19 protein-coding genes are annotated in these 24967 nt (G+C 37.3%); 13 read left to right on the forward strand and 6 right to left on the reverse strand.

Going from position 1 to position 24967, the window contains the following annotated elements; all coding sequences use genetic code 11:
- Nucleotides 1-111: 111 nt before the first annotated feature.
- The 4 genes from A7A78_RS00445 to A7A78_RS00460 are packed head-to-tail and all read left to right on the forward strand — an operon-like array spanning nt 112 to nt 3118.
- A complete protein-coding gene (locus A7A78_RS00445; protein WP_068760161.1) occupies nt 112-1062 on the forward strand; it encodes an isopenicillin N synthase family dioxygenase in 951 nt (316 codons plus the stop codon).
- On the forward strand, nt 1062-1388 hold the full coding sequence (locus A7A78_RS00450) for a translation initiation factor (RefSeq protein WP_068760163.1): 327 nt from the start codon (nt 1062-1064) through the stop codon (nt 1386-1388). Before A7A78_RS00445 ends, A7A78_RS00450 begins: the two co-directional genes overlap by 1 nt.
- A gap of 9 nt (nt 1389-1397) precedes the next feature.
- Nucleotides 1398-2267, forward strand: a complete 870-nt coding sequence (locus tag A7A78_RS00455; RefSeq protein WP_068760165.1) for a nucleoside phosphorylase — start codon at nt 1398-1400, stop codon at nt 2265-2267.
- On the forward strand, nt 2264-3118 hold the full coding sequence (locus tag A7A78_RS00460; RefSeq protein ID WP_068760167.1) for a substrate-binding domain-containing protein: 855 nt from the start codon (nt 2264-2266) through the stop codon (nt 3116-3118). Before A7A78_RS00455 ends, A7A78_RS00460 begins: the two co-directional genes overlap by 4 nt.
- 218 nt (nt 3119-3336) lie before the next feature.
- Here A7A78_RS00460 and ung read toward each other — a convergent pair whose 3' ends face one another.
- The gene (ung, locus tag A7A78_RS00465) at nt 3337-4002 is read right to left on the reverse strand and encodes a uracil-DNA glycosylase (protein ID WP_068760169.1); all 666 of its coding nucleotides are present in this window, start codon (nt 4000-4002) and stop codon (nt 3337-3339) included.
- A 39-nt stretch (nt 4003-4041) separates the two neighbouring features.
- Between ung and A7A78_RS00470 the strand changes: the two genes are divergently transcribed.
- The 6 genes from A7A78_RS00470 (at nt 4042) to A7A78_RS00495 (ending at nt 14156) form a co-directional block, all read left to right on the forward strand.
- A complete protein-coding gene (locus A7A78_RS00470; RefSeq protein WP_068760877.1) occupies nt 4042-6216 on the forward strand; it encodes an endonuclease MutS2 in 2175 nt (724 codons plus the stop codon).
- A gap of 160 nt (nt 6217-6376) precedes the next feature.
- Nucleotides 6377-6778: a thiol-disulfide oxidoreductase DCC family protein gene (locus tag A7A78_RS00475; RefSeq protein ID WP_068760171.1), complete on the forward strand. Its 402-nt coding sequence runs from the start codon at nt 6377-6379 to the stop codon at nt 6776-6778.
- 94 nt (nt 6779-6872) lie between these two features.
- The gene (locus A7A78_RS00480; protein ID WP_068760173.1) at nt 6873-8258 is read left to right on the forward strand and encodes a sensor histidine kinase; all 1386 of its coding nucleotides are present in this window, start codon (nt 6873-6875) and stop codon (nt 8256-8258) included.
- Nucleotides 8255-8953 carry a response regulator transcription factor gene (locus A7A78_RS00485; protein ID WP_068760175.1) on the forward strand — a complete coding sequence of 233 codons (699 nt, stop codon included), beginning with the start codon at nt 8255-8257 and terminating at the stop codon, nt 8951-8953. The genes A7A78_RS00480 and A7A78_RS00485 overlap by 4 nt, the downstream gene beginning before the upstream one ends.
- A gap of 29 nt (nt 8954-8982) precedes the next feature.
- Nucleotides 8983-11859: a T9SS type A sorting domain-containing protein gene (locus A7A78_RS00490; RefSeq protein ID WP_068760179.1), complete on the forward strand. Its 2877-nt coding sequence runs from the start codon at nt 8983-8985 to the stop codon at nt 11857-11859.
- 191 nt (nt 11860-12050) lie between these two features.
- Nucleotides 12051-14156, forward strand: coding sequence for a DUF4139 domain-containing protein (locus tag A7A78_RS00495; protein ID WP_068760180.1), 2106 nt, complete (start codon nt 12051-12053; stop codon nt 14154-14156).
- A gap of 39 nt (nt 14157-14195) precedes the next feature.
- On the opposite strand, the gene A7A78_RS00500 is transcribed toward A7A78_RS00495, so the two are convergent.
- The 3 genes from A7A78_RS00500 to aroC form a co-directional block, all read right to left on the reverse strand.
- On the reverse strand, nt 14196-14984 hold the full coding sequence (locus A7A78_RS00500; protein ID WP_068760182.1) for a hypothetical protein: 789 nt from the start codon (nt 14982-14984) through the stop codon (nt 14196-14198).
- A gap of 149 nt (nt 14985-15133) precedes the next feature.
- Nucleotides 15134-16579, reverse strand: a complete 1446-nt coding sequence (locus A7A78_RS00505) for a dicarboxylate/amino acid:cation symporter (RefSeq protein ID WP_068760184.1) — start codon at nt 16577-16579, stop codon at nt 15134-15136.
- A gap of 16 nt (nt 16580-16595) precedes the next feature.
- Entirely contained in the window at nt 16596-17660 is a 1065-nt protein-coding gene (gene aroC, locus A7A78_RS00510; protein ID WP_068760186.1) for a chorismate synthase, read from the reverse strand.
- Between the two features lie 173 nt (nt 17661-17833).
- Here aroC and A7A78_RS00515 point away from each other — a divergent pair, with 173 nt between their 5' ends.
- Nucleotides 17834-18670 carry a UDP-2,3-diacylglucosamine diphosphatase gene (locus A7A78_RS00515; protein WP_068760188.1) on the forward strand — a complete coding sequence of 279 codons (837 nt, stop codon included), beginning with the start codon at nt 17834-17836 and terminating at the stop codon, nt 18668-18670.
- 1 nt (nt 18671) lies between these two features.
- On the opposite strand, the gene A7A78_RS00520 is transcribed toward A7A78_RS00515, so the two are convergent.
- Nucleotides 18672-21605 (reverse strand): FAD-binding and (Fe-S)-binding domain-containing protein, encoded by a 2934-nt coding sequence (locus A7A78_RS00520; RefSeq protein ID WP_068760190.1) that lies wholly within the window; start codon nt 21603-21605, stop codon nt 18672-18674.
- A gap of 132 nt (nt 21606-21737) precedes the next feature.
- Here A7A78_RS00520 and A7A78_RS00525 point away from each other — a divergent pair, with 132 nt between their 5' ends.
- Both A7A78_RS00525 and A7A78_RS00530 read left to right on the forward strand, forming a co-directional pair.
- Entirely contained in the window at nt 21738-22238 is a 501-nt protein-coding gene (locus A7A78_RS00525; protein WP_068760192.1) for a hypothetical protein, read from the forward strand.
- Nucleotides 22239-22372: 134 nt separating this feature from the next.
- Nucleotides 22373-23827: an amidohydrolase family protein gene (locus A7A78_RS00530; RefSeq protein WP_068760194.1), complete on the forward strand. Its 1455-nt coding sequence runs from the start codon at nt 22373-22375 to the stop codon at nt 23825-23827.
- Here A7A78_RS00530 and bshA read toward each other — a convergent pair.
- Nucleotides 23821-24966 carry an N-acetyl-alpha-D-glucosaminyl L-malate synthase BshA gene (gene bshA / locus A7A78_RS00535; RefSeq protein ID WP_068760878.1) on the reverse strand — a complete coding sequence of 382 codons (1146 nt, stop codon included), beginning with the start codon at nt 24964-24966 and terminating at the stop codon, nt 23821-23823. The genes A7A78_RS00530 and bshA overlap by 7 nt on opposite strands.
- Nucleotide 24967: the final 1 nt, after the last annotated feature.

The following is a 24967-nucleotide window of genomic DNA, read 5'->3' on the forward strand; positions in this document are numbered from 1 at the left end:
TGCAGTACCAAAAGTAGAAAAAAACCCTTTGCCACAAGGATTATTAAAGCAAAATTTAGCTGTGGAAAAACTTTTACAATTTGGTATCTTTGTAAGCTAATTTCAATTGCTATGAATAATATACCCAGTGTAGATTTGGCCGATTTTCTATCTGAAGATCCAAAAAGAAAACAAAAATTTGTAAACGAAATTGGTTCTGCATATGAAGACATAGGCTTTGTTTCGCTTAAAAACCACTTTCTCAGCGACGATTTGGTTGAAGAACTTTATAAAGAAGTGAAAAGTTTTTTTGCCCTTCCGCTTGAAGTAAAGGAAAAATATGAAATTGAAGGCCTTGGAGGACAGCGCGGTTATATTTCCTTCGGAAAAGAACACGCTAAAGGAAAGAAGGAAGGCGATTTAAAGGAGTTTTGGCACTTTGGTCAAGAACCCGCTGCAGATGCAAAACTGATTGAGGAATATCCAAAAAATGTGCAGGTAAAAGAATTGCCGGATTTCAATCACACAGGGATGGAAGCATACCGAATGCTTGAAAAAACAGGAATTTATGTACTTCGGGCATTGGCACTTTATATTGGTTTGGATGAATTTTATTTTGACCATTGGGCAACAAACGGAAATAGCATTTTACGCCCAATACACTACCCTCCTATCACGGAAGAACCCAAAGGTGCTGTGCGTGCTGGAGCCCATGGAGATATAAACTTAATCACATTATTAATGGGGGCATCGGCTGGTGGACTTCAAGTTTTAAGAAAAGATGGCGAATGGATTGATGCAATACCAAACGAGGATGAATTGGTTATAAACGTTGGTGATATGCTTGAAAGACATACAAATAATAAATTGCGTTCCACTATTCATCGTGTTATAAATCCACCGCGAGAGGAATGGGGAAGTCCACGCTATTCTATCCCTTTCTTTATGCATCCTCGCAGCGATATGAAATTGAATTGTTTGCCGGAATGTATTGATGCCGAACATGAAAAAGCGTATGATGACATTACGGCTGGTGAATTTTTGCACCAGCGTTTGGTAGAAATTGGCTTAATTAAAAAGTAATGGATTTAAAAGATCAATTAAAAAATCTTTTCCCAGACCACGAAACAAATGATATTCCCGAAACTGAGGAAGAAACTACTATTTGGATGCAGGATGATCCTTTAATTTGCAAATATGAAAAGCGAAAAGGCAAGCCAATAACTATTATTGAAGGATATACTGGCGCAGATTCAGATTTTAAAATTTTGGCAAAGGAAATAAAGCAATTATTGAGCGTCGGCGGAAGTTTTAAGAATGAACAAATTATCATTCAGGGCGATTATCGCGATAAGATTATGAGTTTTTTGAAGGATAAGGGTTTTAAGGTGAAGCGAGTTGGGGGTTGATATATTACTATGGAAATTAAAGATTCGGAACTTATTCTCAACCCAGACGGCAGTATTTATCACCTTAATTTACTGCCACATCAGCTTGCAGATACAATAATTACAGTTGGTGATCCCGATCGGGTTGATGCGGTTTCAAAATATTTTGACGAAATTGAGTTTAAAGTCCACAAACGTGAGTTTAAAACACACACAGGAAGTTTGAACGGAAAACGAATCAGCGTAATTTCTACTGGAATTGGAACGGACAATATAGACATTGTTTTCAATGAGTTGGATGCCTTAAAAAACATAGATTTTGAAACCCGAACCGTTAAAAAAGAATTGACTTCCCTTGAAATCATTCGTATTGGCACTTCGGGTGCCATTCAACCTGAAATTGAGATTGACAGTTTTTTGGTTTCTGAAAAAGCAATTGGTTTTGATAATTTACTTCACTTTTACGGCGATACTTCTTTTTTAGAGGAAGATTTTTCCGAAGCATTTGTTTCACAAACAAATTTGAATTCTAAAAAGTCCAAACCTTACGTTGTTTCCGCTGATGAAAAGCTGCTGAAAAAATTCTTTTCTGAAAAATTCAGACAAGGAATCACAGCAACCAATGTAGGTTTTTATGGCCCTCAAGGACGCGTTCTTCGACTTAAGCTTGAAGATGGAAAAATGAATAATAAAATCCAAAACTTCAATTTTAAAGGAAAAAAAATTACAAATCTTGAAATGGAAACTTCCGGAATTTATGGAATGGCAAGATTATTGGGTCATCGCGCAATATCACTAAATGCCATTTTGGCTAACAGAGCAAACGGAACTTTCAGTAAAAATCCTGAAAAAACTATAGAATCTTTAATAAAATCCACTTTGGAAATAATTGCTAAATGAAAAATTTCATCATCGGCGGTGTGCCTGAACATTTTAATTTGCCTTGGTACATCGCGCTTCGCGACAAAAAATTCAATGAAAAGGGAATCAATCTTCGTTGGAAGGATTTTGCCGGTGGAACTGGCCAAATGTGCCGCGCACTACGAGAAAAGGAAATTGATATGGCCGTAATCCTTACCGAAGGAATGGTTCGCGATATTATCAACGGTAGCGAAACAAAAATTGTACAGGTTTTTGTGAAATCGCCTTTGCTTTGGGGAATTCACGTTGCCGCAAATTCAGATTATGAGACCGTTTCAGATTTAAAAGGAACCGAAGCTGCAATTAGTCGTTATGGCTCAGGTTCGCATTTAATGGCGTTTGTAAACGCTGAAAATCTTGCTTGGGATTTAAAAAAGGATTTGAATTTTAAGGTGATAAAAGATTTGGATGGTGCATTGGAAGGGCTTCCAAAAGGAGACGGCGATTATTTTATGTGGGAAAAGTTTATGACAAAACCCCACGTGGACAAGGGCATTTTCCGTTTGGTTGGCGAATCCCCTACTCCGTGGCCAAGTTTTGTGATTGCCGTTCGTAACGATGTTTTGGAAAATGAGGCTGAAAGCGTAAAAGCAATCCTTGAAGTAATTAATTTGGTAACTTCAGATTTTAAAACCCTTCCAAATATTGATGAAATGATTGCAAAACGCTATGGCCAAAAAATTGAGGATGTTAGAGAATGGCTTTCCTTGACCGAATGGAGCGATCGTCAATTGACTTCAAAAGAGCTGGAAAATATTCAGCAAAAACTATTGGAACTGGATTTAATTGAAGCTAAAATTCAGAAAAACAATATCTTAGAAAATATCTAAAAAAAATCTTAATATTTACGCAACCCGAAAGTAGAACCTGCATCTTATTTGTATAAAACCAAGTATTATGACTACTTTTTTAATCGTTTTGGGGGCGTTGTTAGTCACAAACTTCTTGCTATTGCAATTTAGCTGCAACGACGCTACCGAATCTGAAGTACCCGAAGAAGAATAGAAAATCTCTCCCCGTTTCTATTCTATTGTTTTGTATTTGAAAATTACCACGCAATTGGTTTTTTCCCTTTTTCCTCTAAATAATCATTTGTTTTGCTGAAGTGCTTATTGCCAAACCAATAGCCCCTATTTGCGGCCAATGGCGAAGGATGACCACTAGTTAAAACCAAATGTTTTGAATTATCCACCTTTGCTCCTTTCTTTTTTGCAGGTCCTCCCCAAAGCATAAAAACCAAGCCTTCCCTTTCCTGTGAAAGTTTTTCAATAATGGCATCCGTAAATTTTTCCCATCCCCTATTTTGATGGCTTCCAGCTTGGTGTGCCCGAACGGTCAAAGTTGCATTTAAAAGCAAAACCCCTTGATCTGCCCAGCGTTCCAAATTTCCATTGCTCGGAATAGGCGTTCCAATATCAGTCCTTATTTCTTCAAAAATATTTTTTAACGAAGGCGGAGTCGCTACATTTTCACCCACAGAAAAACACAAACCATGCGCCTGTCCGTCGCCGTGATAAGGGTCCTGCCCAATAATCACAACTTTCACATCATTAAAAGGAGTATGGTTAAAAGCCGAAAAAATCTGCTTTCCCGGCGGAAAACATTTTGTGGAAGAATATTCATTTTTTACAAATTCCACTAAATTTTTGAAATAAGGCTTTTCAAATTCTTCCTTTAAAATCGCCTTCCATCCGGGCTCAATTGTTACCTCCATTATTGTTACTTTTGTATGATTGCTGAAAAAGTAAAATTAATGGAAATAAAACGGAAAGCCCGTATTGACAGTAAAACTTTAGAGGATTTAGAATTTCCTGCCGTGCTTCGGCAAGTTGCAGAATTTTGTGTAACCGAACCTGGTCGCGAAGCCATTTTGGCTATAATACCTTTTGAGGAATTTTCTGAAATTGAGCCAGAATTGCAGCGTGTTAAGGAATTTACAGCTTCGTTTGATGGTGACAACAGAATCCCAAATCACGGTTTTGATCCTATTTTTAGGGAGCTTCGTTTGCTTGAAATTGAAAACAGTAGTCTTGAAATTTCCGGTTTTCGAAAGATTCTTTCCATTTCTGAAACTACACGGATTCTTTTGAAATTCTTTAAGAAATTTGAAGAATTTTATATTCACTTGAATTCCTTTTCGGAAGATGTCAGTTACACCTCAATCATTTCCGAAGAAATCAACAAACGCGTTGACAAATACGGCGAAATAAAGGACGAAGCTTCTACAGAACTTGGTATCATTCGCAGGAGATTGAATATTGTAAAAGGAAAGATTAATTCCTCTTTCACAAAAGCACTTTCACAGTACGCACAGAGTGATTATTTGGACGAAATCCGCGAGTCAGTGGTTGAAAACCGCCGCGTGCTTGCCGTAAAAGCGATGCATCGCAAAAAAGTGAAAGGCGCCGTTTTGGGTAGTTCAAAAACGGGAAGCATCGTTTATATTGAACCGCAGGAAACGCTGGAATACGCCAACGAGCTCAGTAATCTTTTATACGAGGAAGACGAGGAAATAAAGCGCATTTTAAAGGCGATGACGGAATTTGTACGTCCGCACGCCGAACTTTTGGCAAGCTATCAGGAATATTTGATAACGATGGACGTGCTTTACGCGAAAGCAAAATATGCTTTAAAAATAAACGGCGTGTTGCCCATTATCGTTTCGGAAAAAAAGATTTCGCTTCAAAAAGCATTTCATCCACTGTTGTTGGTTTCAAACAATAAAAGGAAAGAAAAAACATTTCCGCAAAGCATTGAATTGGTTCCCGATAAACGAATTATTGTAATCTCTGGACCAAACGCAGGCGGGAAAAGTATCACGCTAAAAACCGTTGGGCTTTTGCAGGTTATGCTTCAAAGTGGGCTGCTAATTTCTGCCGAACCGCAAAGTGAAATCTGCTTTTTCAAAAGGATATTAACTGATATTGGCGATAATCAATCCATTGAAAATCATTTAAGCACTTATAGTTATCGTCTAAAAAAAATGAATCAATTCCTAAAAAAGTGCAATAACAAAACACTTTTTCTGATTGATGAATTTGGAACCGGAAGCGACCCCGAACTCGGTGGCGCTTTGGCAGAAACATTTTTGGAGGTTTTTTACGAACGCGAAGCTTTCGGGATAATCACCACTCATTACACCAATTTAAAATTGTTGGCGAATGAATTGCCCCACGCCATCAATGCAAATATGCAGTTCGATAACAAATCTTTGGAACCTTTGTACCATTTGCATTTGGGTGAAGCGGGAAGCAGCTATACATTTGAGGTTGCGCAGAAAAACGGTATTCCGTACAGTTTGATAAACAAGGCGAAAAAAAAGATTGAGCGCGGCAAAGTGCGTTTTGATAAAACCATTGCCAATCTTCAAAAGGAGCGTTCAAATCTTCGGAAAACTTCTGAATCCTTGAAAAATGAGGAACTAAAAGCTAGGATTGAAGGCAAACAATTGGAAGAAGTGAATGCCCGTGTGCAGGAAAAACTGGAAAGCTATCAGGAATTGTTTGATGCCAATCAAAAACTAATTAGCTTGGGTAAAAAGGTTGATGTACTTTCTGAAAAATATTTCAACAACAAACAGAAAAAACAGTTGATAGACGAGTTGATGAAGTTGGTAATGATTGAAAACAGCAAGCGAAAAAAGCTTGCGCCAAAAGTGAAAAAGGTTGTAAAAGCCAAAGAACGGGAGGTTATTAAAGAAGTTGAAAAGAAAGTTGAAGTTATTCGCGAGCGCAAAAAAGAGGAAAAGGAAAAAGCAAAAAAATTACCACCACCAAAACCGAAAGTTGCCCTAAAAATTGGAGACCGAGTGCGAATGATTGACGGCCGCGCCATTGGAACAATTGATACAATTGAAAAAAACAAGGCAATCGTTAATTATGGAATGTTTACAACCAATGTAAGTTTGGAGGAACTTGAAAAAGTCTGAATTGAAAATCCCAAATGACAAATCCCAAATCACAAAAAAAATCAAATAATAAATTCCAAATTTCAAAAGCTTTAAAAATGTTTCAACTAATTGATTTTTGGAAATTGAGATTTATTTGGAATTTGGGATTTGTTTTCTTTGGGATTTCTTAAAAGCAATTATGTCTAATAATTATAAAATCATCTTATTCGACGGCGTTTGCAATCTCTGCAACGGCGCGGTTACTTATATCATTAAACGCGATAAAAAGAACGTTTTCAAATTTGCGGCGCTTCAAAGTGAAATTGGTCAACAACTGATTTCAAAATTCAACATAGACACTTCAAAAGTAGATTCCATCATTCTTATAGATGGCGAAAAACATTACACTAAATCCTCAGCGGCACTTCATATTGCCAAACAGCTGTCGGGCGCTTATCCCCTACTTTTTGGCTTTATGATCGTGCCAAAATTCATCAGAAATTCAGTCTATGATTACATTGCCAAAAACCGCTATAAATGGTTCGGGAAAAAGGAAAGCTGTATGATTCCTACTGTGGAATTGAAATCTAAATTTCTGTAAAATACTTCCTTTCAAAATTTTGCACTTCGGTTAACGATAAGTTAACGACTCGCGTTATTTCCTTAACTTTTCACCTAAACAATACATTTACGTCATGCAACTGAAGTTTAAAGGCTTAGTCGCCATTTCAATTTTTACCCTGATCGCGCTTATCGGCATTCAGGGATATCTTATTTACAATACCTACGAACTAAAGAAAAAAACGTTCAGCATTGATGCTAGGATGGCTATTTCAAAAGTATATTATACAAAAGAAGTAGATTCCATAATGTGGTTATACCGCAATGATTTCTTTACACAATTGGAGGCATTAAAAAAAGGAGAAATTTCTAAAAAGGATGCTCTTCAACGTTTAAAACAAAAAACCGAGGAAATAAATCCTGGCTTTTTGGCGGTTTATAAAAAAGGAATGGAGGCTGAAATGCCCGGAGTTGATATTCAATTTAAAAAGTCTGTAAGCTCAATCTCAGTTAGTGACAGTTTGGGAAATACAGATACGTTATACAAAGAAGATGATCCGGATAAAATCATGTTGCTCGGCGAAAATTTTGACTCACAGAATGCCGCACTAATTACTTATAGTAACTGGCAAGAGGATCATGATTTCGTAAATAACGGCAATCCAGATTTTTTTAAACTTAATTTTAAGACCAGCATTTTTATGAATGTTTTAAACTGGAATTCCGTTTTAACAAAGGAACTTTCAGTTTTATTTGTTGCTTCCTGCTTGCTGTTTTTATTTGTAGTTGGGCTACTCTATTATTCCATTCAAAATTTGATGAAACAGAAACGTGTGGCTGAAATAAAGACAGATTTCATCAATAACATTACCCACGAACTTAAAACTCCGCTTTCCACGCTTTCACTTGCAACCAAAACCTTGACTAGCGAACACGCCAATGGAAATAAGGAAATTGCCGATGGCGCAGTACAAATAATTGACAGACAGAATACCAGACTCCAAAAGCTGATAGACCAAGTACTGCAAAGCAGTTTGGGTTATCAGGAAATCCAGCTTTCAAAGGAAACTTTTAATGGCAGCATTTTTATGAATGAATTGCTGGACGATTATTTGCTCTCCGTAAATTCTTCAGAAATAAAACTTCACAGAAACATTGACAGTACTGGAATTGCGCTTGAAGCCGATAAATTCTATTTGAGTACGGCAATAATAAATCTGTTGAACAACGCCATAAAATACGGCGGTACTGAATTGACGGTAAGCTACGGAATTGACAAAACTGATTCCACACATTACATCAGCATAAAGGATAACGGCATCGGGATTTCTCCAAAATACCAACGCTTCATTTTTGAGAAATTTTATCGCGTGAGCGAAAAAGACACCCATAATTACAAAGGTTTGGGGCTGGGACTTTATTACACAAAGCAAATAATAAAAGCTCACGGCGGAAGCATTTCTGTGGAAAGCGAAGCCAACAAAGGTTCAATATTCACCATTAAAATTCCAATAATATGAAAAACATACTCTTAGCAGAAGATGATTTGGATTTCGGAACCATGCTGAAACAATATTTGGAGCTTAATAAATTCTCTGTTTCTTGGGCAAAGGATGGCAATGAAGGTTTTGAAATTTTTAAGAATGGCGATTTTGACATTTGTATTCTCGATGTTATGATGCCTATTATGGACGGTTTTTCACTTGCGGAAAAAATAATTGAAGTGAATCCGGAAATTCCTTTTCTATTCCTTACAGCCCGTAAAACAAAGGAAGACAGAATAAAAGGTTTAAAACTTGGCGCGGATGATTATGTGGTAAAACCTTTTGAGGCGGAGGAATTGATCCTTCGCATAAAAAATATTATGAACCGTGCGGAACAACAGCGAACCGTTCGCGCCGAACTTCCCCAAAATGAAATCATTTCCATTGGAAAATACGCGTTCGACGCTACCAATCTGGAATTGAAAATCAACGACAAAACCCAAAAAATCACTGAAAAAGAAGCTCGATTGCTTTTTTATCTCTATTCAAACAGAAACCAATTGATAAAACGTGACGATATTCTTCTGCACGTGTGGAACAAAACAGATTTTTTCTCCGGAAGAAGTATGGACGTATTCATTACACGTGTTCGCAAAAGGCTTCAAGACGATCCCAACATTAGTATTGACAGTGTTCGCGGAATAGGTCTGGAATTCAATATTAAAAATTAAATCCAATTATTAATTAAAACAAAGTGAAAATGAAAACAATTACAAAAACAGTACTCGTGGCTGCGATCTTCCTGTTGGGAGCTATTGCCTCGGCCCAAGAGTATTATGGAACTACCACTTTTGGCGATGGCTCCATTGACTTTGCATATCGTTCGGCTATGGACAGCCAAGGCAATGTTTATGCAGCAGGTATTTATTCAGGAACCATTACCATTGGCAACTCTATAACCTGGGCAGGAGGAAATGCCGATGGTTTTTTGGCGAAATATGATAATGATGGAAACCCAGTTTGGGTGAAAGGTTTTGGTGGCGGATTTGACGATGTGGCAACTGATGTTGCTGTGGACGCTAATGACAATCTTTATATAACAGGTTACTTTCAAGGCGCCGGTTCTCAATCTTTCGATGCAGATCCGGGTCCGGGCGTGTACCAATTGAGCCAGCCTTCACCTTTTTTGAGCCGTGATTGTTTTATCATAAAATTGGATAGCAACGGCGATTTTGTTTGGGCAAAGCAAGTAAGTAACCCAGCGGGTGCAAATGTTAACGAAGATTCCAAATCTATCGAAGTTGACAGTGCTGGAAACGTATATATTGGCGGAAGCTTTGTGTATGCTGATTTTGATCCAGACCCGAACACTTCTTTTGAATTATTTTCAACCAATGGTGGCTCTTCGCCTGATGGATTTCTTTTGAAATTAGATACCGATGGGAATTTTATTTGGGTAAAAACTTTGGGATCAACGGGTATTGTTGAAATAGTGGATATGGAGTTTGATGCGAATGAAGACATTTTGATTGGAGGAAGATTCAGAAATACGGTAGATCTTGATCCAAATGCAGGAACTTCAACCTTTACCTCAAACGGAGGCGATGATCTTTTTATGGCGAAACTTTCTTCCGATGGTGATTATATTTGGGGTCAGGCGTTTGGTGGTACTGGGTTGGATGTTTTTAAATCGATTAATAACCTACCTTCTGGCGTTTATGTGGAAGGAATGTTCTCCGGCACCGTTGATTTAGACCCAACGGCTGGCACGAATACCCAAGTTTCCAACGGCCCTTACGATGCTTTTTTAAGCAAATTTGATACCAATGGAAATTATGACTTCAGTTACGTTCTTGGTGGCGAAACTACAGATCTTGAGCATTTTTACGATATAACCGAAGGCTTCAACGGAAACCTTTTTGTAACCGGAGCCTTTAATGGCACAACCGATTTTGACAATAGCGCTGCGGAAGCACTTACAACTTCAAATGGAAAAACGGATAACTTCCTTATGGAAATGACAACTTCGGGTGAATATGTTAACCATTGGACTACAGGTGGCAACAATTCTGAAGATTTTCCACAAGTGTATTTTAATGACGACAACCACATTTTAACAATGGGCTCGTTCAGAAGTACTTCCGTAGATTTTGATCCTTTTGCGGGTGAAGACATTATTAATGTTGTAGGTTTTTATGATGGCTATTTTTCACACTACAACCTTTACAATAACGGAAACGACAATTGTGGTGGCGCCATTGCAGTTGCCTGTGGAGACATTGTTACTGGTGAAACTATTAATGACACAGATTCTGGAGGAAATGAGGCTAACGATGAATTTTACAGCTATACAGGAAACGGTACTCCACAAATAATAACTGTTTCACTTTGTAACGGAACTGATTACGATTCTGCAATTAGAATTTATGATAACTGTGACCTTGCTAACCAAGTAGGTTATAATGATGATAATTGTGGCTTGCAGTCTGAAGCTACGTTCTACTCAGACGGAACCACAACCTATTTTATTATGATAGAAGGTTTCGGGACAAGTGCTGGAAACTTTACAATGGAAATATCTTGCGTAGATACGGCAGTGAACGATGAATGTGAAAATGCCTTACCAATAGCTTGTGGCGAAACAGTTACCGGAACTACTGCCAATGCAACTTTTGACGCTTCTGCCCCAGCCTGTGGCGGCGTTGACATTACCGGCCCTGGCGTTTGGTATGAATTCACGGATAACAGTGGTTTGGTTACAGATTACACCATTTCACTTTGTAATGGAACGGATTACGACAGTAAATTAACTGTTTATTCAGGTACTTGCGGAGCGTTGGTTTGCGAAACTGCCAATGATGATGCTTGCGGACTTCAATCTGAAGTTTCTTTCCAAAGTGATGGAAATACAACTTATTACATTTTGGTACACGGTTTCTTGAATGCTACCGGAAACTTTACTTTGAATGTTGACTGTACTCCAGTACCGCCACCGAACGATATGATTACCAATGCAATTGATGTTGACCAAATAGGATTCCCTTACACAGACCCTGCCGTTGCAATGCCTGCAGCGACTACTGAAAACGGAAACCCTAACAATTGTGATCTTACGGGAGCTAATGGCGTTTGGTATAAATTCACAACAAACGTTGATGGAAATGCAGATGCTACAATCGTTACTCCAGCGGGTGCAAGTTCAGTAACTTTTTACACGGCTGCTGATGAAAACGCTACAGAAGCAGATTTGACTTTGGTTGACCAAAATACAAATCAATGTGCGCCGGGCACTTCATCCTCAATATTCACTTTGGCCGACCAGACCTATTATGTTTTTGTAATGAATACAGGCGGAATAACCGATATTCTTATCAATGCTACCGTGCTTGGTGTGGAAGACAACACGCTTGATGGTTTTAGTTTTTATCCAAACCCAACTAGCGATGTGGTTAACTTAAAAGCCACTTCAACAATAGATAATGTAGCTATTTACAATCTTTTGGGACAAAGAGTTATTGAAATGAATAATGCTGCCAATAGAATGGAATTAAATGTTTCAAACCTTGCTACAGGAACCTACATTATGAAGGTTTCCATTGGCGGAGAAATTGGAACCTATAAAGTTATTAAGAACTAATTTTTCATAATTAGATTTAGTTAGTAGAGCAGGCCTTTTGTTTTGGGGCCTGCTTTCTTTTTATAATATTAATGCCCCAAATAACCAGTAATACCAGTTCCCTACTTCAAAAGTCTATTTTGCTCAATGGGATTATTTATTTTAAAAGTGTGGTGATAGTTTTGGTTCCATAACAAATAAAAACCATCACCATGAAAAATCTTACATTGTTCTTCGTTCTATTTCCTTTCGTTTTGTTTGCGAATTCGGAAAAACCTACAACTTCAAAAATTGAAAAAGTTACCGTTTATTTGGAAGGTGCTTCCATAGAGCGGAATTCTTCCGTAAACCTTATTTCAGGCGAAAACATTTTTGTTTTCAATAACCTTTCTCCAGATATTGATGAGAATAGTATTCAGATTTCGGGTCTTGGAAATACTTCCATTCTTTCAATAGTATTCAATATAGATTATCTCGAAAAGAAAGAGGTTTCTGAAGAATACAAAACTTTAAAAAATGCTTTGGAAAATCTGGAAACACAAAAAAACGAGGTTGAAAATGTTATTGACGGTTTTAAGCAAGAATTGCAATTATTGCAGCAAAACCAAAAAATTAATAGCGATGCAACGGACCTTTCTCTTGAAAAAGTTAAGGAAATGTCAGTTTATTACAGAAACCGTACAACAGAAATTAAAAACGCTATTTACAAACAGTATCAATTAATAACCGATTTAAAAAATAAAATCACCGACCATCAAAACGAACTACTGAAGTTGGACGATTCCAAAAAAGAACAGCGTGGCGAAATAACCTTGAAGCTTAATTCCCCAAAACCCACAAACCTTGTTTTGAACATTAAGTACAACATTAAAAATGCGGGCTGGTTTCCCTTGTATGATATTCGCGCGATAAATACCTCCTCACCTATTGAATTTTCATATAAAGCCAATGTATATCAACAAAGCGGGACGGATTGGGAAAACGTAAATGTGGTATTGTCAACGGGCGATCCAAATACCAATAATATTAAGCCCTCAATTTTTCCGAAGTATTTAAATTTCAACAATAAAAGCTATGCAAGCACAACTCCCGTTCGCAATAGCAAATACAAATACAACCCCACGATCCGCCGTGTTACCGGAACTGTTATCGACGATACTGGTTTGCCGTTGCCGGGAGTAAATGTGATAGAGGTTGGAACATCAAACGGCACGCAAACAGATTTTGATGGACATTATACTTTGGATATTCAAGGTTCCCGTGAACTTGCTTATAGTTATGTAGGTTTTGAAACTGAAACGCTTCCTATCTATGCAAGCGCAATGAATGTTAATTTAAAACCCGGAGCTGTTTTAGAGGAAGTTGTTGTTACTGGTTATGGAAAAACAAATAATTCGCTTGATAAAGCCCTTTCTGGAAAAGCTGCGGGCGTTCAAGTAACAGGCGCTAATGGAAGACCTGGGCAAGGAACTTTTGTGCGTATAAGAGGAATGAGTTCACTTAATGCTGGTTCTTCTCCGCTCTATGTTTTGGATGGACAACCAGTTTCAGAAAGCGATGTCCAGTATTTAGACGATAATTCAATTGCAGATATAAGAGTTTTAAAAGACGCTTCAGCAACTGCAATATACGGTTCTCGTGGAGCAAATGGGGTTGTTTTAATTACCACAAAGAAACCTGAGGAAATTTCTACTTCAATTAAAGAAACTGGAATAACCAATACACGTTTCGAAATAAAGGAAAAATACACTATCAAATCCAACGCAGAAATTACCGTGATAGAGGTTGACAATTTTGAACTTTCAGCCAATTATCAATATTATGCAGCGCCAGAGTTGAACGAAAATGTTTTTCTTACGGCAACCATAAAAAACTGGGAAAAATTTGACCTTTTAACCGGCGAAGCAAATATCTATTTTGAAGGAAGTTATGCAGGAAAGTCAATTATCAATCCACAAGCTACAGCAGATAGTTTGAACCTTTCCTTGGGAATTGATCCAAATATAATAGTGAAACGTGAAAAACTGGAAAATTTTAAGAGCAAGTCCTTTTTGGGTGCAACGAGAATCGTTGATAAAGGATATAAACTAGAAGTGAAAAACAATAAAAACACGCCGATAACCTTGGTTGTAGAAGATAGAATTCCAATTTCTGAAAACAAGGAAATTAAAGTAGAAGATATTGAAACTGGTTCTTCCGAATACAATGATAAAACAGGGATTATGCGTTGGAAAATTGACCTTCAAGCGAATGCTTCAGATAAAAAGGAGTTTACCTATACTGTGAAATATCCAAAATTTAAAAAGGTTTATTTGTAAATTTAAAAGCGGCGATGCATCAATGCATCGCCGCTTCTTTTAATTAATATTTTGTCCAACATTCAAGTCTCCCGGTGAGTCATCTGCTGGGGCATTCCAGTTAAAATCACCATATGTATTGCCCGTTCCCGTGAGTTGCAATGAATAACCAATTGGTGTTGTGGCATCAGATTCTTGAACGCCAATATCTATTGACATTAAACCATCTGCAACATTTGCAGTGGCAAGAAAAGAACCTTCATAACTTATAAATTGAAGAACTTCACTGTTGGAAATTTTAATCAAAGCAATACCATCAGGGCCATTTTGGATATTGTTATATGGAAAGCTCACTGCGCCAAAGTTATTAGATTCATTGTCAATTATTCCTGATAAAGTGAGCCCGTAATAAACAGTTCCATTTGCTCCATTATAAAATAATAATCGATAATTGCTCAAATCTAAACCTGTTGGTCCTGCAATCTCAACAAACTCGCCAACGTCTCCACCAACATTGTCATAATGAAATTCATTGATCCAAGGTTCAACGGCTATTCTATCTAAGCAATAAATATTTTCCCAATTTGTGCCGTTCCAAATTTGCAGACATCCAATAGACTCTACAAAAATCATTAAACCAACATCGTTAGTGGAAGGATTTATTAAATCACGTTCTGCAGCAACTTCCACCCGCGGCGGCATTATACCTTTATAAGTAACACCGCCATCAGAGGTACTACTAACTTCAAGCATTGAAGAACTACTGGGGTTTACTGTTCCAATCCCCACCTGGCCAAATACATTCCAGATTGTAAAGCCAGCACAAAAAACTAAGACAATTGTTTTCATAACTATGATATTTAGTCATAGCTAAGAAGGTAAATTCAAAATAAAGATTAGATCGGGCACTTATTGCCGGGGAGAAGTAATTATCTAATTTAATGAATTCTTGTGTTTTATTAAAACACGAATGTGTTAAAATTAATTCTTTTAAAAAATTATGAATCTAAATCGAAGGTTTCAGAAGGGTTTTCCTGTGGATCATAATTAAGCATCCCTTCACCATCCGCAATTATGGTGCATACCGTTGCATCACCCGTAACGTTTACTATAGTGCGGAACATATCCAAAATTCTATCAACTGGAAAAATAATAGCAATCCAAGCCGGATTTAGCCCAACCGATTCCAAAACTATTATTAACATCACCAAACCTGCACTTGGCACGGCGGCTGAACCAATTGATGCCAAAGTTGCCGTAAGTACAATGGTTAGTTGTTGCCCTAACGTTAAATCAATCATATGCAACTGTGCAAGAAAAACAACCGCTACCGCTTGATATAAACAGGTTCCGTCCATATTTACTGTAGCGCCAATTGGCAAAACAAAACTGGTAATCTTTTTATCGACACCTAAATTTTCTTCAACACATTCCATCGTTACAGGCAAGGTGGCGGCACTGCTTGATGTTGAAAATGCCAATGTTTGCGCAGGAGCCATTGCTTTAAAAAATCCTTTATAAGGAATTTTCTTTACAAAAAGTTTCATCAAAATTGGATAAACTATGAAAATCATCAACATCAACCCTATAAACACAGTAAGCGAATACCAACTTAAACCTTTAAATATCTCATAAACCTTACCAATATCGTCTCCCGCCATTTTGCTCACAACACCCGCCAAAAGTGCAAATACGAAAAAAGGTGCTGCCTGCATCACTAAATCTACCATTTTTAAAAACACCTCCATCGCGCTGTCCATAAATGCCGTTACAGGCTGCGATTTTTCGTTTGGTATAAGAAGCAAACAGACCCCAAAGAAAATTCCGAAGAAAATAATCTGAAGCATCAACCCATTGTTTGTCAGTGAAAAGAAAAAGTTTTCGGGAACCAAATCTACCAAAGGTTGTAAAGGAGTTGTTTCCTTTGTTTGTTCAGCAGTTTGCATTTTTTCGGTTACGGAGGCATCCCGAAGCTCACCTTTTGAAAGATCTGTGATTTTTTGTGCACGTTCAAAGAAAGCTGGATCCTGCAAATAATTTATTCCGTCTTTTATTTGATGACCTTCCGATGCTGCCCAAATTTCATAACTTATTCTGTTATCAATTCTGCTTTGCTCATCAATCAATTTTCCCGGTTGGATAATATTTACGAGCGCCAACCCCATTCCCACGGCAAAAAGGGTAGTCAACAAATATGCAAGTAAGGTCTTCCCTCCCATTCTTCCCAAACTGGAAGCGTCGCCAATGTTTGCAACGCCACTGATAATTGAAACTAGTACCAACGGAACGGCAATCAATTTTAAAAGATTGATAAAGATTTTACCAAAAGGCGCTATCCAATCAATGGTGAATTCACTCCATCCCAATTGGCTGGAAAGCAATGCCCAGATTATTCCTAAAACCAATCCGATGATTATTTTCCAGTGTAGCGCTAATTTTTTCATATAAATTTTACGTTTTTTAAAATCTTGAAATTTTGTTCAATAAATAGAAATCTGCCAAAACCAATGCTGCCATTGCTTCCACAATAGGTACTGCTCGCGGAACGACACAAGGGTCGTGCCTGCCTTTTCCTTCGGCTTCGGCTTTGTTTCCTTTGTTATCTATGGTTTCTTGTTTTTGCATAATGGTTGCAACAGGTTTAAAAGCAACATTAAAATAAATATCTTCCCCGTTGCTTATTCCGCCCTGTATTCCACCACTGTAATTGCTTTTCGTACTTCCATCTTCATTAAAAGCATCATTGTGTTCACTGCCTTTCATTCTCGTTCCTGCAAAACCGCTTCCGTATTCAAAGCCTTTTACGGCGTTTATGGAAAGCATTGCTTTGCCCAATTCGGCATGCAGTTTGTCGAAAACCGGTTCGCCCAAACCTATGGGTACATTTTGGATCACACAACTCACAATTCCGCCAATGGTATTCCCTTCTTTTCTGATAGATTTTATATAATCTTCCATTTTTGAAGCCATTTCAGCATTTGGGCAACGGACGGGATTTTTTTCTATTTCTGAAAAGTCAAGTTCTGAATAATGCTGTTTAAGCTCCATTTCCCCAACTGAAGAAACATAAGCTGTAATTTTAACTCCTGCCAATAATTGTTTCGCTATTGCTCCGGCAACAACCCTACAAGCGGTTTCACGTGCAGAAGAACGGCCACCGCCGCGATAGTCGCGAATTCCGTATTTTTTATCATAGGTATAATCAGCGTGTGATGGACGGTAAATGTCTTTTATATGGCTGTAATCCTTACTTTTCTGATCGGTATTTTCAATAATGAATCCAATGGGCGTTCCCGTGGTTTTTCCATCAAAAATCCCTGAGAGAAATTTTACTTCATCTTCCTCTTTCCTTTGGGTAACTATAGCAGATTGGCCAGGTTTTCGGCGTTGCATTTCAAAATTGATTGCTTCAAAATCGAGGGAAAGTCCTGCGGGACAACCCTCTATGATTCCGCCAATAGCGGAACCGTGCGATTCTCCAAAAGTGGTGAGTTTAAAAATTTTTCCGAAGGAATTGCCCGCCATAGATGTGTTTTCAACAAATGTAAACGATAGTAACGAATAATGAAAATAAACGGTATTCTTAATCTTTTGGAAACATTCTGCATTCCAAATAACGCTAAAGCACACCAAGCGTAACATTCACATAAAATGTTTGCCAACTGATTTTTGGAAATTTGTTTCATAAATATTTCTACTTGAAAAGAAAAGTTGAACTTGTTGTAATATCTGACGTCCATTTAGGAACTTACGGCTGTCACGCCAAAGAACTTCTAAACTATTTAAACTCTATAAAGCCCAAAAAAATAATTCTAAATGGTGATATTATTGATATTTGGCAATTCAGAAAGCGATATTTCCCAAAGGCGCATCTCTTAATCATAAAAAAACTATTATCATTTGCCACAAAGGGAGCCAAGGTTTATTACATAACAGGAAATCATGACGAAAAACTCCGCAGGTTCAGTAATACCAAAATGGGTAATATCCAAATAATAGATAAATTGTTGCTCAATTTAGACGGAAAAAAAGCTTGGTTTTTTCACGGGGATGTTTTTGACGCTTCCATACAGCATGCCAAATGGATTGCAAAACTTGGAGGTTGGGGTTATGATTTTTTAATTCTTATAAATAGATTTATAAACTATTTTTTGGAAAAATTTGGTCGTGAAAAATATTCATTGTCAAAAAAAATAAAGAATAGCGTAAAAAGTGCAATCAAATTTATAGACGACTTTGAAACAACGGCAACAGACTTGGCCATTGACAATGACTTTGACTATGTGGTATGCGGTCATATCCATCAACCTTGCATTAAAAAAGTGAAAACGCCAAAAGGAAGTTGCCAATATTTAAATAGCGGTGATTGGGTGGAAAATCTTACAGCTCTGGAGTATAATAACGAACGATGGAACTTATATTCATATAATGACCGTCAAAATATATTTATTCCGGAGGAAATTTTATTTGAGGAAGAAAACGAAGGTTTTGAAAGTATGGTAGCTGCAATGAAAGCTTTCAAAACGCTGCTCTAAACTAACTTTTTAGAGCATTTTTCAAAATGGTTACTGGATGCAATGCTTTCCTGCCCGTACCGTCAAAAATTTGATGTCTGCAGCTTGTTCCGTTGGCTGAAATAATTGTTTCATTACTAGATTTTCTTACTGAAGGGAAAAGCTTCAACTCCCCTATTTTCATACTTATATCGTAATGTTCTTTTTCATAGCCAAAACTTCCAGCCATCCCGCAGCAACCCGAAGGAATGATTGTTGGCTTGTAATTTTCGGGAAGGTTTAAAATATCAAAAGTAACTTTTTGGTTGCTTAATGATTTTTGATGGCAATGCGAATGGATCTTAATATGTTTTTCTTCGGAAGTGAACTGGGCAGAAAAAATGTTTCCGGTTTGAATCTCAGTAGCCAAAAATTCTTCTATTAAAAAGGTGCTTTTTGAAATGTTTTCAGCAGCAGTTTTATCGTCCGCCAAACGAAGATATTCGTCTCGAAAAGATAAGATTGCTGAGGGTTCAATACCTACAAGCGGAGTTGTTTCCGAAACCCTATCCATTAAATAAAATATGTTTTTATCGACTTCTTTTTTTGCTTCCTCCAAAAACCCTTTTGATATTAATGCCCTTCCACTGTCCAAGGTATCAACAACGGTTACTTTGTAGCCTAAACCCGTTAAAAGAAGAAAAGAATCCAGTGCAATTTCAGCATCCAAATAATTGCTTAATTCATCAACAAATAGCAATACATTTTTGTAAATTTTCTTTTCAACTGAATATGCTGTAATTATTTGATTTTTATTGCTTTGTATAACATTACTGAAACTTTTAATGGAAACTTTTGGTAAGAACCGATTTTTATGGATACCACCTATATTCTTAATTATTTTTGAAGTAAAATCATTCGAAAAAAACCAATTTGAAAGTCTCGGAAACCTTGAAGCCATTTTATTCAGTTTCGTACTTTTTCCGAATAATTTATTTGAAAATGAAATACCATTTGTTTTATTGTACTGATATAAAAATTCAGCTTTAGCAGTGCTTATATCCACATTGCTGGGACATTCGCTGGCGCAGGCTTTACAGCTTATACAAAGATCAAAGACTTCTTTTAATTCTTCGGAATTGAACTTATTTGCAGTTCCATTGTTAGTCAAAACCTCCCGTAACGCATTCGCTCGGGCTCGGGTTGTATCTTTTTCGTTTTTTGTGGCATGATAGCTGGGGCACATTGCTCCGGAAGCATTTTCAGTTTTTCTGCAATCTCCGCTGCCGTTGCATTTTTCTGCAAGACGAAGAATTCCTTCAGAATCACTAAAATCCAGCAAGGTTTCTATGTCGGGCTCTTTTCTGTCAATTTCATAGCGAAGTGATTCGTCCATTTTATAGGCATCAACAATTTTCCCGGGATTGAATATGTTTTGGGGATCGAAAGCTGATTTAATTCGCTTTAAAAGACCATAATTTTTTTCTCCAATCATAAATGGTATAAACTCCGCGCGAACAATGCCATCACCGTGTTCGCCAGAAAAGGAACCTTTATATTTTTTGCAAAGTTTTGCAACATCTGTGGTAATATTTCTAAAATACTCCACACCTTCCATTTCCTTCAAATTAAGGATTGGCCTCAAGTGCAGCTCGCCCGCACCTGCGTGTGCATAATAAACCGCTTGTTGATTGTAGTTTTTCATCAACGCGGAAAATTCATTTATATAGGCAGGTAAATCTTCCAAAGCCACGGCTGTATCTTCAATACAGGCTACAGCTTTTCGGTCTCCGACCATATTTCCCAATAAACCCAACCCCGCTTTTCGAAGTTCGAGCGCCATATCAATTTCCTCGCCCCTCAAAACGGGATTGTGATAACTGTAATTAGATATATTTAATGCCCCAACTAAGGAATCTATTTGCTTTTCCAAATCTTCTTCCGAAGTACTCTTTAACTCCAGCAAAAGAATTGCCTTTGGATTGCCTTCCACAAAAAAACGGTACGGCTCGTAAGTTTTGTTTTTTTTGGTACAGTCCAAAATCACATTGTCCATCATTTCGCAGGTATGCAAATTGTATTGCATTGCAACAACCACATCATTCAGACAGTCTTCAAGGTTTTTATAATGTGTTGCAACCATTGCGGTATATTTGGGAGGCAATAGGTCTAGCTGAAGTGTGATTTCTGTTGTAAACGCAAGGGTTCCCTCGCTTCCGCATAAGAGATTACAAATATTTATTTCTTCATTGAAATCCCCGAAAACAGACGTATTCAGCAAACTATCAACCGCATAGCCCGTATTTCTTCGGTGTATTTCTGGCTTTGGAAATTCTTTCCAGATCTCCTTTTGTGTATCTTTAGAAATCAATTCATTATAAAGGGTTTTACAAATTTTTCCTTCCAAGGAATTTAACTCTGTTTTATTCAAAAAAGCTTCTTTTGGAAGGGATTCAAAAACAGCTTCACTGCCGTCGGAAAGTACAGTTTTCAATTTTAAAACTTTATCGCGCGTTACTCCATACTGAATTGAGGTTGTTCCGCTGCTATTATTGCCGACCATTCCGCCAATCATACAACGATTGCTGGTAGAAGTATTTGGACCGAAGAAAAGCCCGAATGGTTTTAAATGGGCATTTAGTTCATCGCGAATAACTCCGGGCTGAAGCGTTACCGTTCTCTTTTCAACGTCAACGGATAAAATCTTGGTGAAATGTTTTGAAACATCAACCACGATTCCATCGCCAACGCATTGCCCTGCTAGGGAAGTGCCAGAGGTTCTGGGAATTAGCGAGGTTTTGTTTTTTGAAGCAAAATCAATTAATTGTTTGATTGCTTCATCATTTTTTGGATAGGCAACTGCAAGTGGAATTTTTCGATATACGGAAGCATCTGTGGCATAAATACTTGTGTGAAGTGAATCTGTGAAAAATTCACCATTAAATATTCTTTCAAAATCCTGAAGTTTTCTTTTCATAGCTGGAACTGTAAATGTAGAAAAATCCTTAACAAAACTTTGTAAATTTTACAGTGTGGATTAGCATCGCGTTAACTATTAACACTTAATAATAGACCTATTTTTACAACGTTTATAACTAAAAGAAAAATTATGAAAAAATCAATTTTATTAATATTGCTAATTATTGGACTTGGCTCGCAAGCCAACGCTCAAGAAATTTCAAAGAATGCAATCGGGATTCGCCTTAGTGAAAGCGATGGTTTTGGTCCCGAAGTTAACTATCAGCGTGCCGTTGGTGATAATAACCGATTGGAACTTGGTTTGGCATTTCACAGCAAACGTTATTGGGATGCCGTAAAATTTACCGGTATTTATCAATGGGTTTGGAATATTGATGGTGGCTTTAATTGGTATGCTGGCCCGGGTTTGGGAGCAGGTATTGTAAGTTATGACAGAAAGCATAAAGATTATCCATACGATGATAGATATAATGATTCGGAAGCGTTTGGCTTTTTAACTGGAGATGTTGGGATTGAATATAATTTTGATTTTCCGTTACTTATTTCTTTCGATTTTAGACCACAAGCAAATTTGGGTTATAGAGATGACGTTAGTTTTGACGTAGGTTTGAGTGCGCGGTACCAGTTTTAGAAAATCAATCCATATTATTTTGAAAGAAAAGCCCCACCTTGAAATGGGGCTTTTCCCTTTTAAAAAACAGGGAAAATCCTGTTTGTTACTATTAAAATTTGTTGCAATTTTATGAAATTCAATAAATTAAGATTATGGAAAAGCACTATGTAGATATACATTGTCATCCCTCGTTAAAACCGTACAGCAAAAGTTTTAAATATAATCCCACTAAACAAAACGCGCTGGACCCGAACCGGAAAAATTCCATTTGGCACTACAGTCCGCCAAATTTTCTCGAAAAATTTGTAAACAGAATTGTTACCCTTACCAAATTTACCCAAACAGATTTAACTGCTTTGGCAAAATCCAAAGCCAAAGTAGTTGTGGTTGCTCTGTATCCTTTTGAAAAGCATTTTTTCGGAAAAGAGATTATTGGTGTGAAAGGCGTTACAGATGTAATGGTAAATCTTGCTGCAAGTATTAGCCAATCCCGAATGGATTATATACGAAGCAATAATGATTATTTCATGGATTTAATGGATGAGTACCATTATTATCAGCAATTGCACAATCAAGTCGAAAATATTGATGGAACAATCTATACCTACAGGCTTGTGAGGAATTATAAAGATATTGAAAGCAATTTTGCACAGGAAACGGATTTTAAAAAGATAATAAATATTGTTATTACCATTGAAGGCGGCCATAGTTTCAATAGTGGTTTGGACATGAATAAGGATATGGCCAGCCGAACGGAAGTTATAGGGAATGTTAATGCTATAAAAAATTGGGAACATCGCCCTATGTTTCTTACACTTGCCCATCATTTTTACAACGAACTCTGCGGACATGCGCGCAGCATTACAATGGGAATGATAAAAAAGAACCAAGATCGGGGTCTAAATAGCGGCATAACTGAACTGGGATATGAAGTCATAGATTTATTGCTTGACGATACAGAAGGAAAGAGAATCCCCATAGATATAAAGCATTTGAGTACGCCATCGCGAAAGGCTTATTATAAATTGCTGGATACAAAGTACGTTTCCGAAAAAATACCAATTATAGCTAGTCACGGTGCGTGTAATGGAAAGCATTCTATAGTATCATGGAACCAAACTGATTTCCCCGAACACGAAGAATGGTTTTGTGATATTGATATTAATTTTTATGATGAAGAATTGATACGAATTGCCCACAGCAACGGCATATTTGGAATACAATTGGACGAACGCAGAATAGGAAGTAATAAAGCCATTTCTGAAAGTAAAATGATTTTTCCCAATAAACGCAAACAGCTCAACAAAAAAGCTTTATTGGTTTGGCGGCAAGTGCAGCATATTGCTGAAGTGCTTGATAAGGAAGGTCTATTTTGTTGGGGAATACAAAGTATTGGCAGTGATTTTGATGGAATCGTGAACCCAATTAATGGGCTTTGGACTGCAGAAAATATGAAGGATTTGGCTGAGGAAATGTTGAACCACGCAAATGAGTATCTTTCAAAAAATCTAATACGCCTAAATGAGTTCAACAGAATTAATGCTGAAACCATTGTAGAGCGTGTAATGCACGGAAATGCTATGGAATTTATAAAAAAGAATTATTGAAAACTTGCCGTGGTTTTTTTAGCGATTGCCTCCTCATAAAGTTTTTCATATAAAGGCACAATTTTCTTCGTATCGTAAACCATTGCAGCTTCAATAGCTTGTTTTTTAAATTTGCCTAAAATTTCATCGGAAGATAAAATCTTTAATGCATTATCTGCCATTTCATCCACATTGCCCACTTCACTTAAAAATCCGCTAACTCCTTCAATATTCACTTCTGGCAAACCACCTGTGTTGCTTGAAATAACGGGCACACCACAAGCCATTGCTTCCAAGGCTGCCAAACCAAAACTCTCTTTTTCCGAAGGAAGTATAAAAAGATCTGTAAAGCATAGAATTTTATCCACCTCGTTGCTATTTCCCAAGAACAATACTTTTTCCTCTATTCCTCTTTTTGCGCAAAGTTTTTCGCAGGTTTCGCGTTCTGGGCCTTCACCAACAATAATCAACTTTGCTGGAATTTTTTTCTGAATACGGTAAAATACCTCAATTACATCTTTTACCCTTTTAACCTTCCGAAGATTACTAACGTGGGTAATGATCCGTTCATCCCTATCAGCCATCATATCGCGTTGACAGTCGGTAAATGCGTTTATTTTCTTCGGAATATCTATAAAGTTAGGAACAACATGAATTTCCTTTCGTATGTCAAAAAGATGCAATGTATCTTCCTTTAAACTTTTTGAAACAGATGTTACCACATCGCTATTATTGATACTGAAAGTAACGGCGGGCTTATAAAAAGGATGATTCCCAACCAACGTAATATCGGTTCCGTGAAGTGTAGTAACCATTGGAATATATATATTATCCTCTTCCAGCATTTTCTTCGCCATATAACCCGCATATGCATGCGGAATGGCATAATGCACGTGAAGCACTTCAATTTTATGGAGTTTCACCATATCAACCAACTTACTGGAAAGCGCAAGCTCATAGGGTTGGTAGTGAAAAAGCGGATAAACCGGAACGGAAACTTCGTGAAAGTGGATGTTTTTTGAAAGCAACTCCAATCGCACGGGTTGCTTGTAAGTAATAAAATGAATTTCGTGCCCTTTTTCGGCTAGTGCCAAACCAAGTTCTGTGGCCACTACCCCACTTCCGCCGAAGGTTGGATAACATACTATTGCTATTTTCATT

Source organism: Aequorivita soesokkakensis, assembly GCF_001641085.1.
Lineage (GTDB): Bacteria > Bacteroidota > Bacteroidia > Flavobacteriales > Flavobacteriaceae > Aequorivita > Aequorivita soesokkakensis.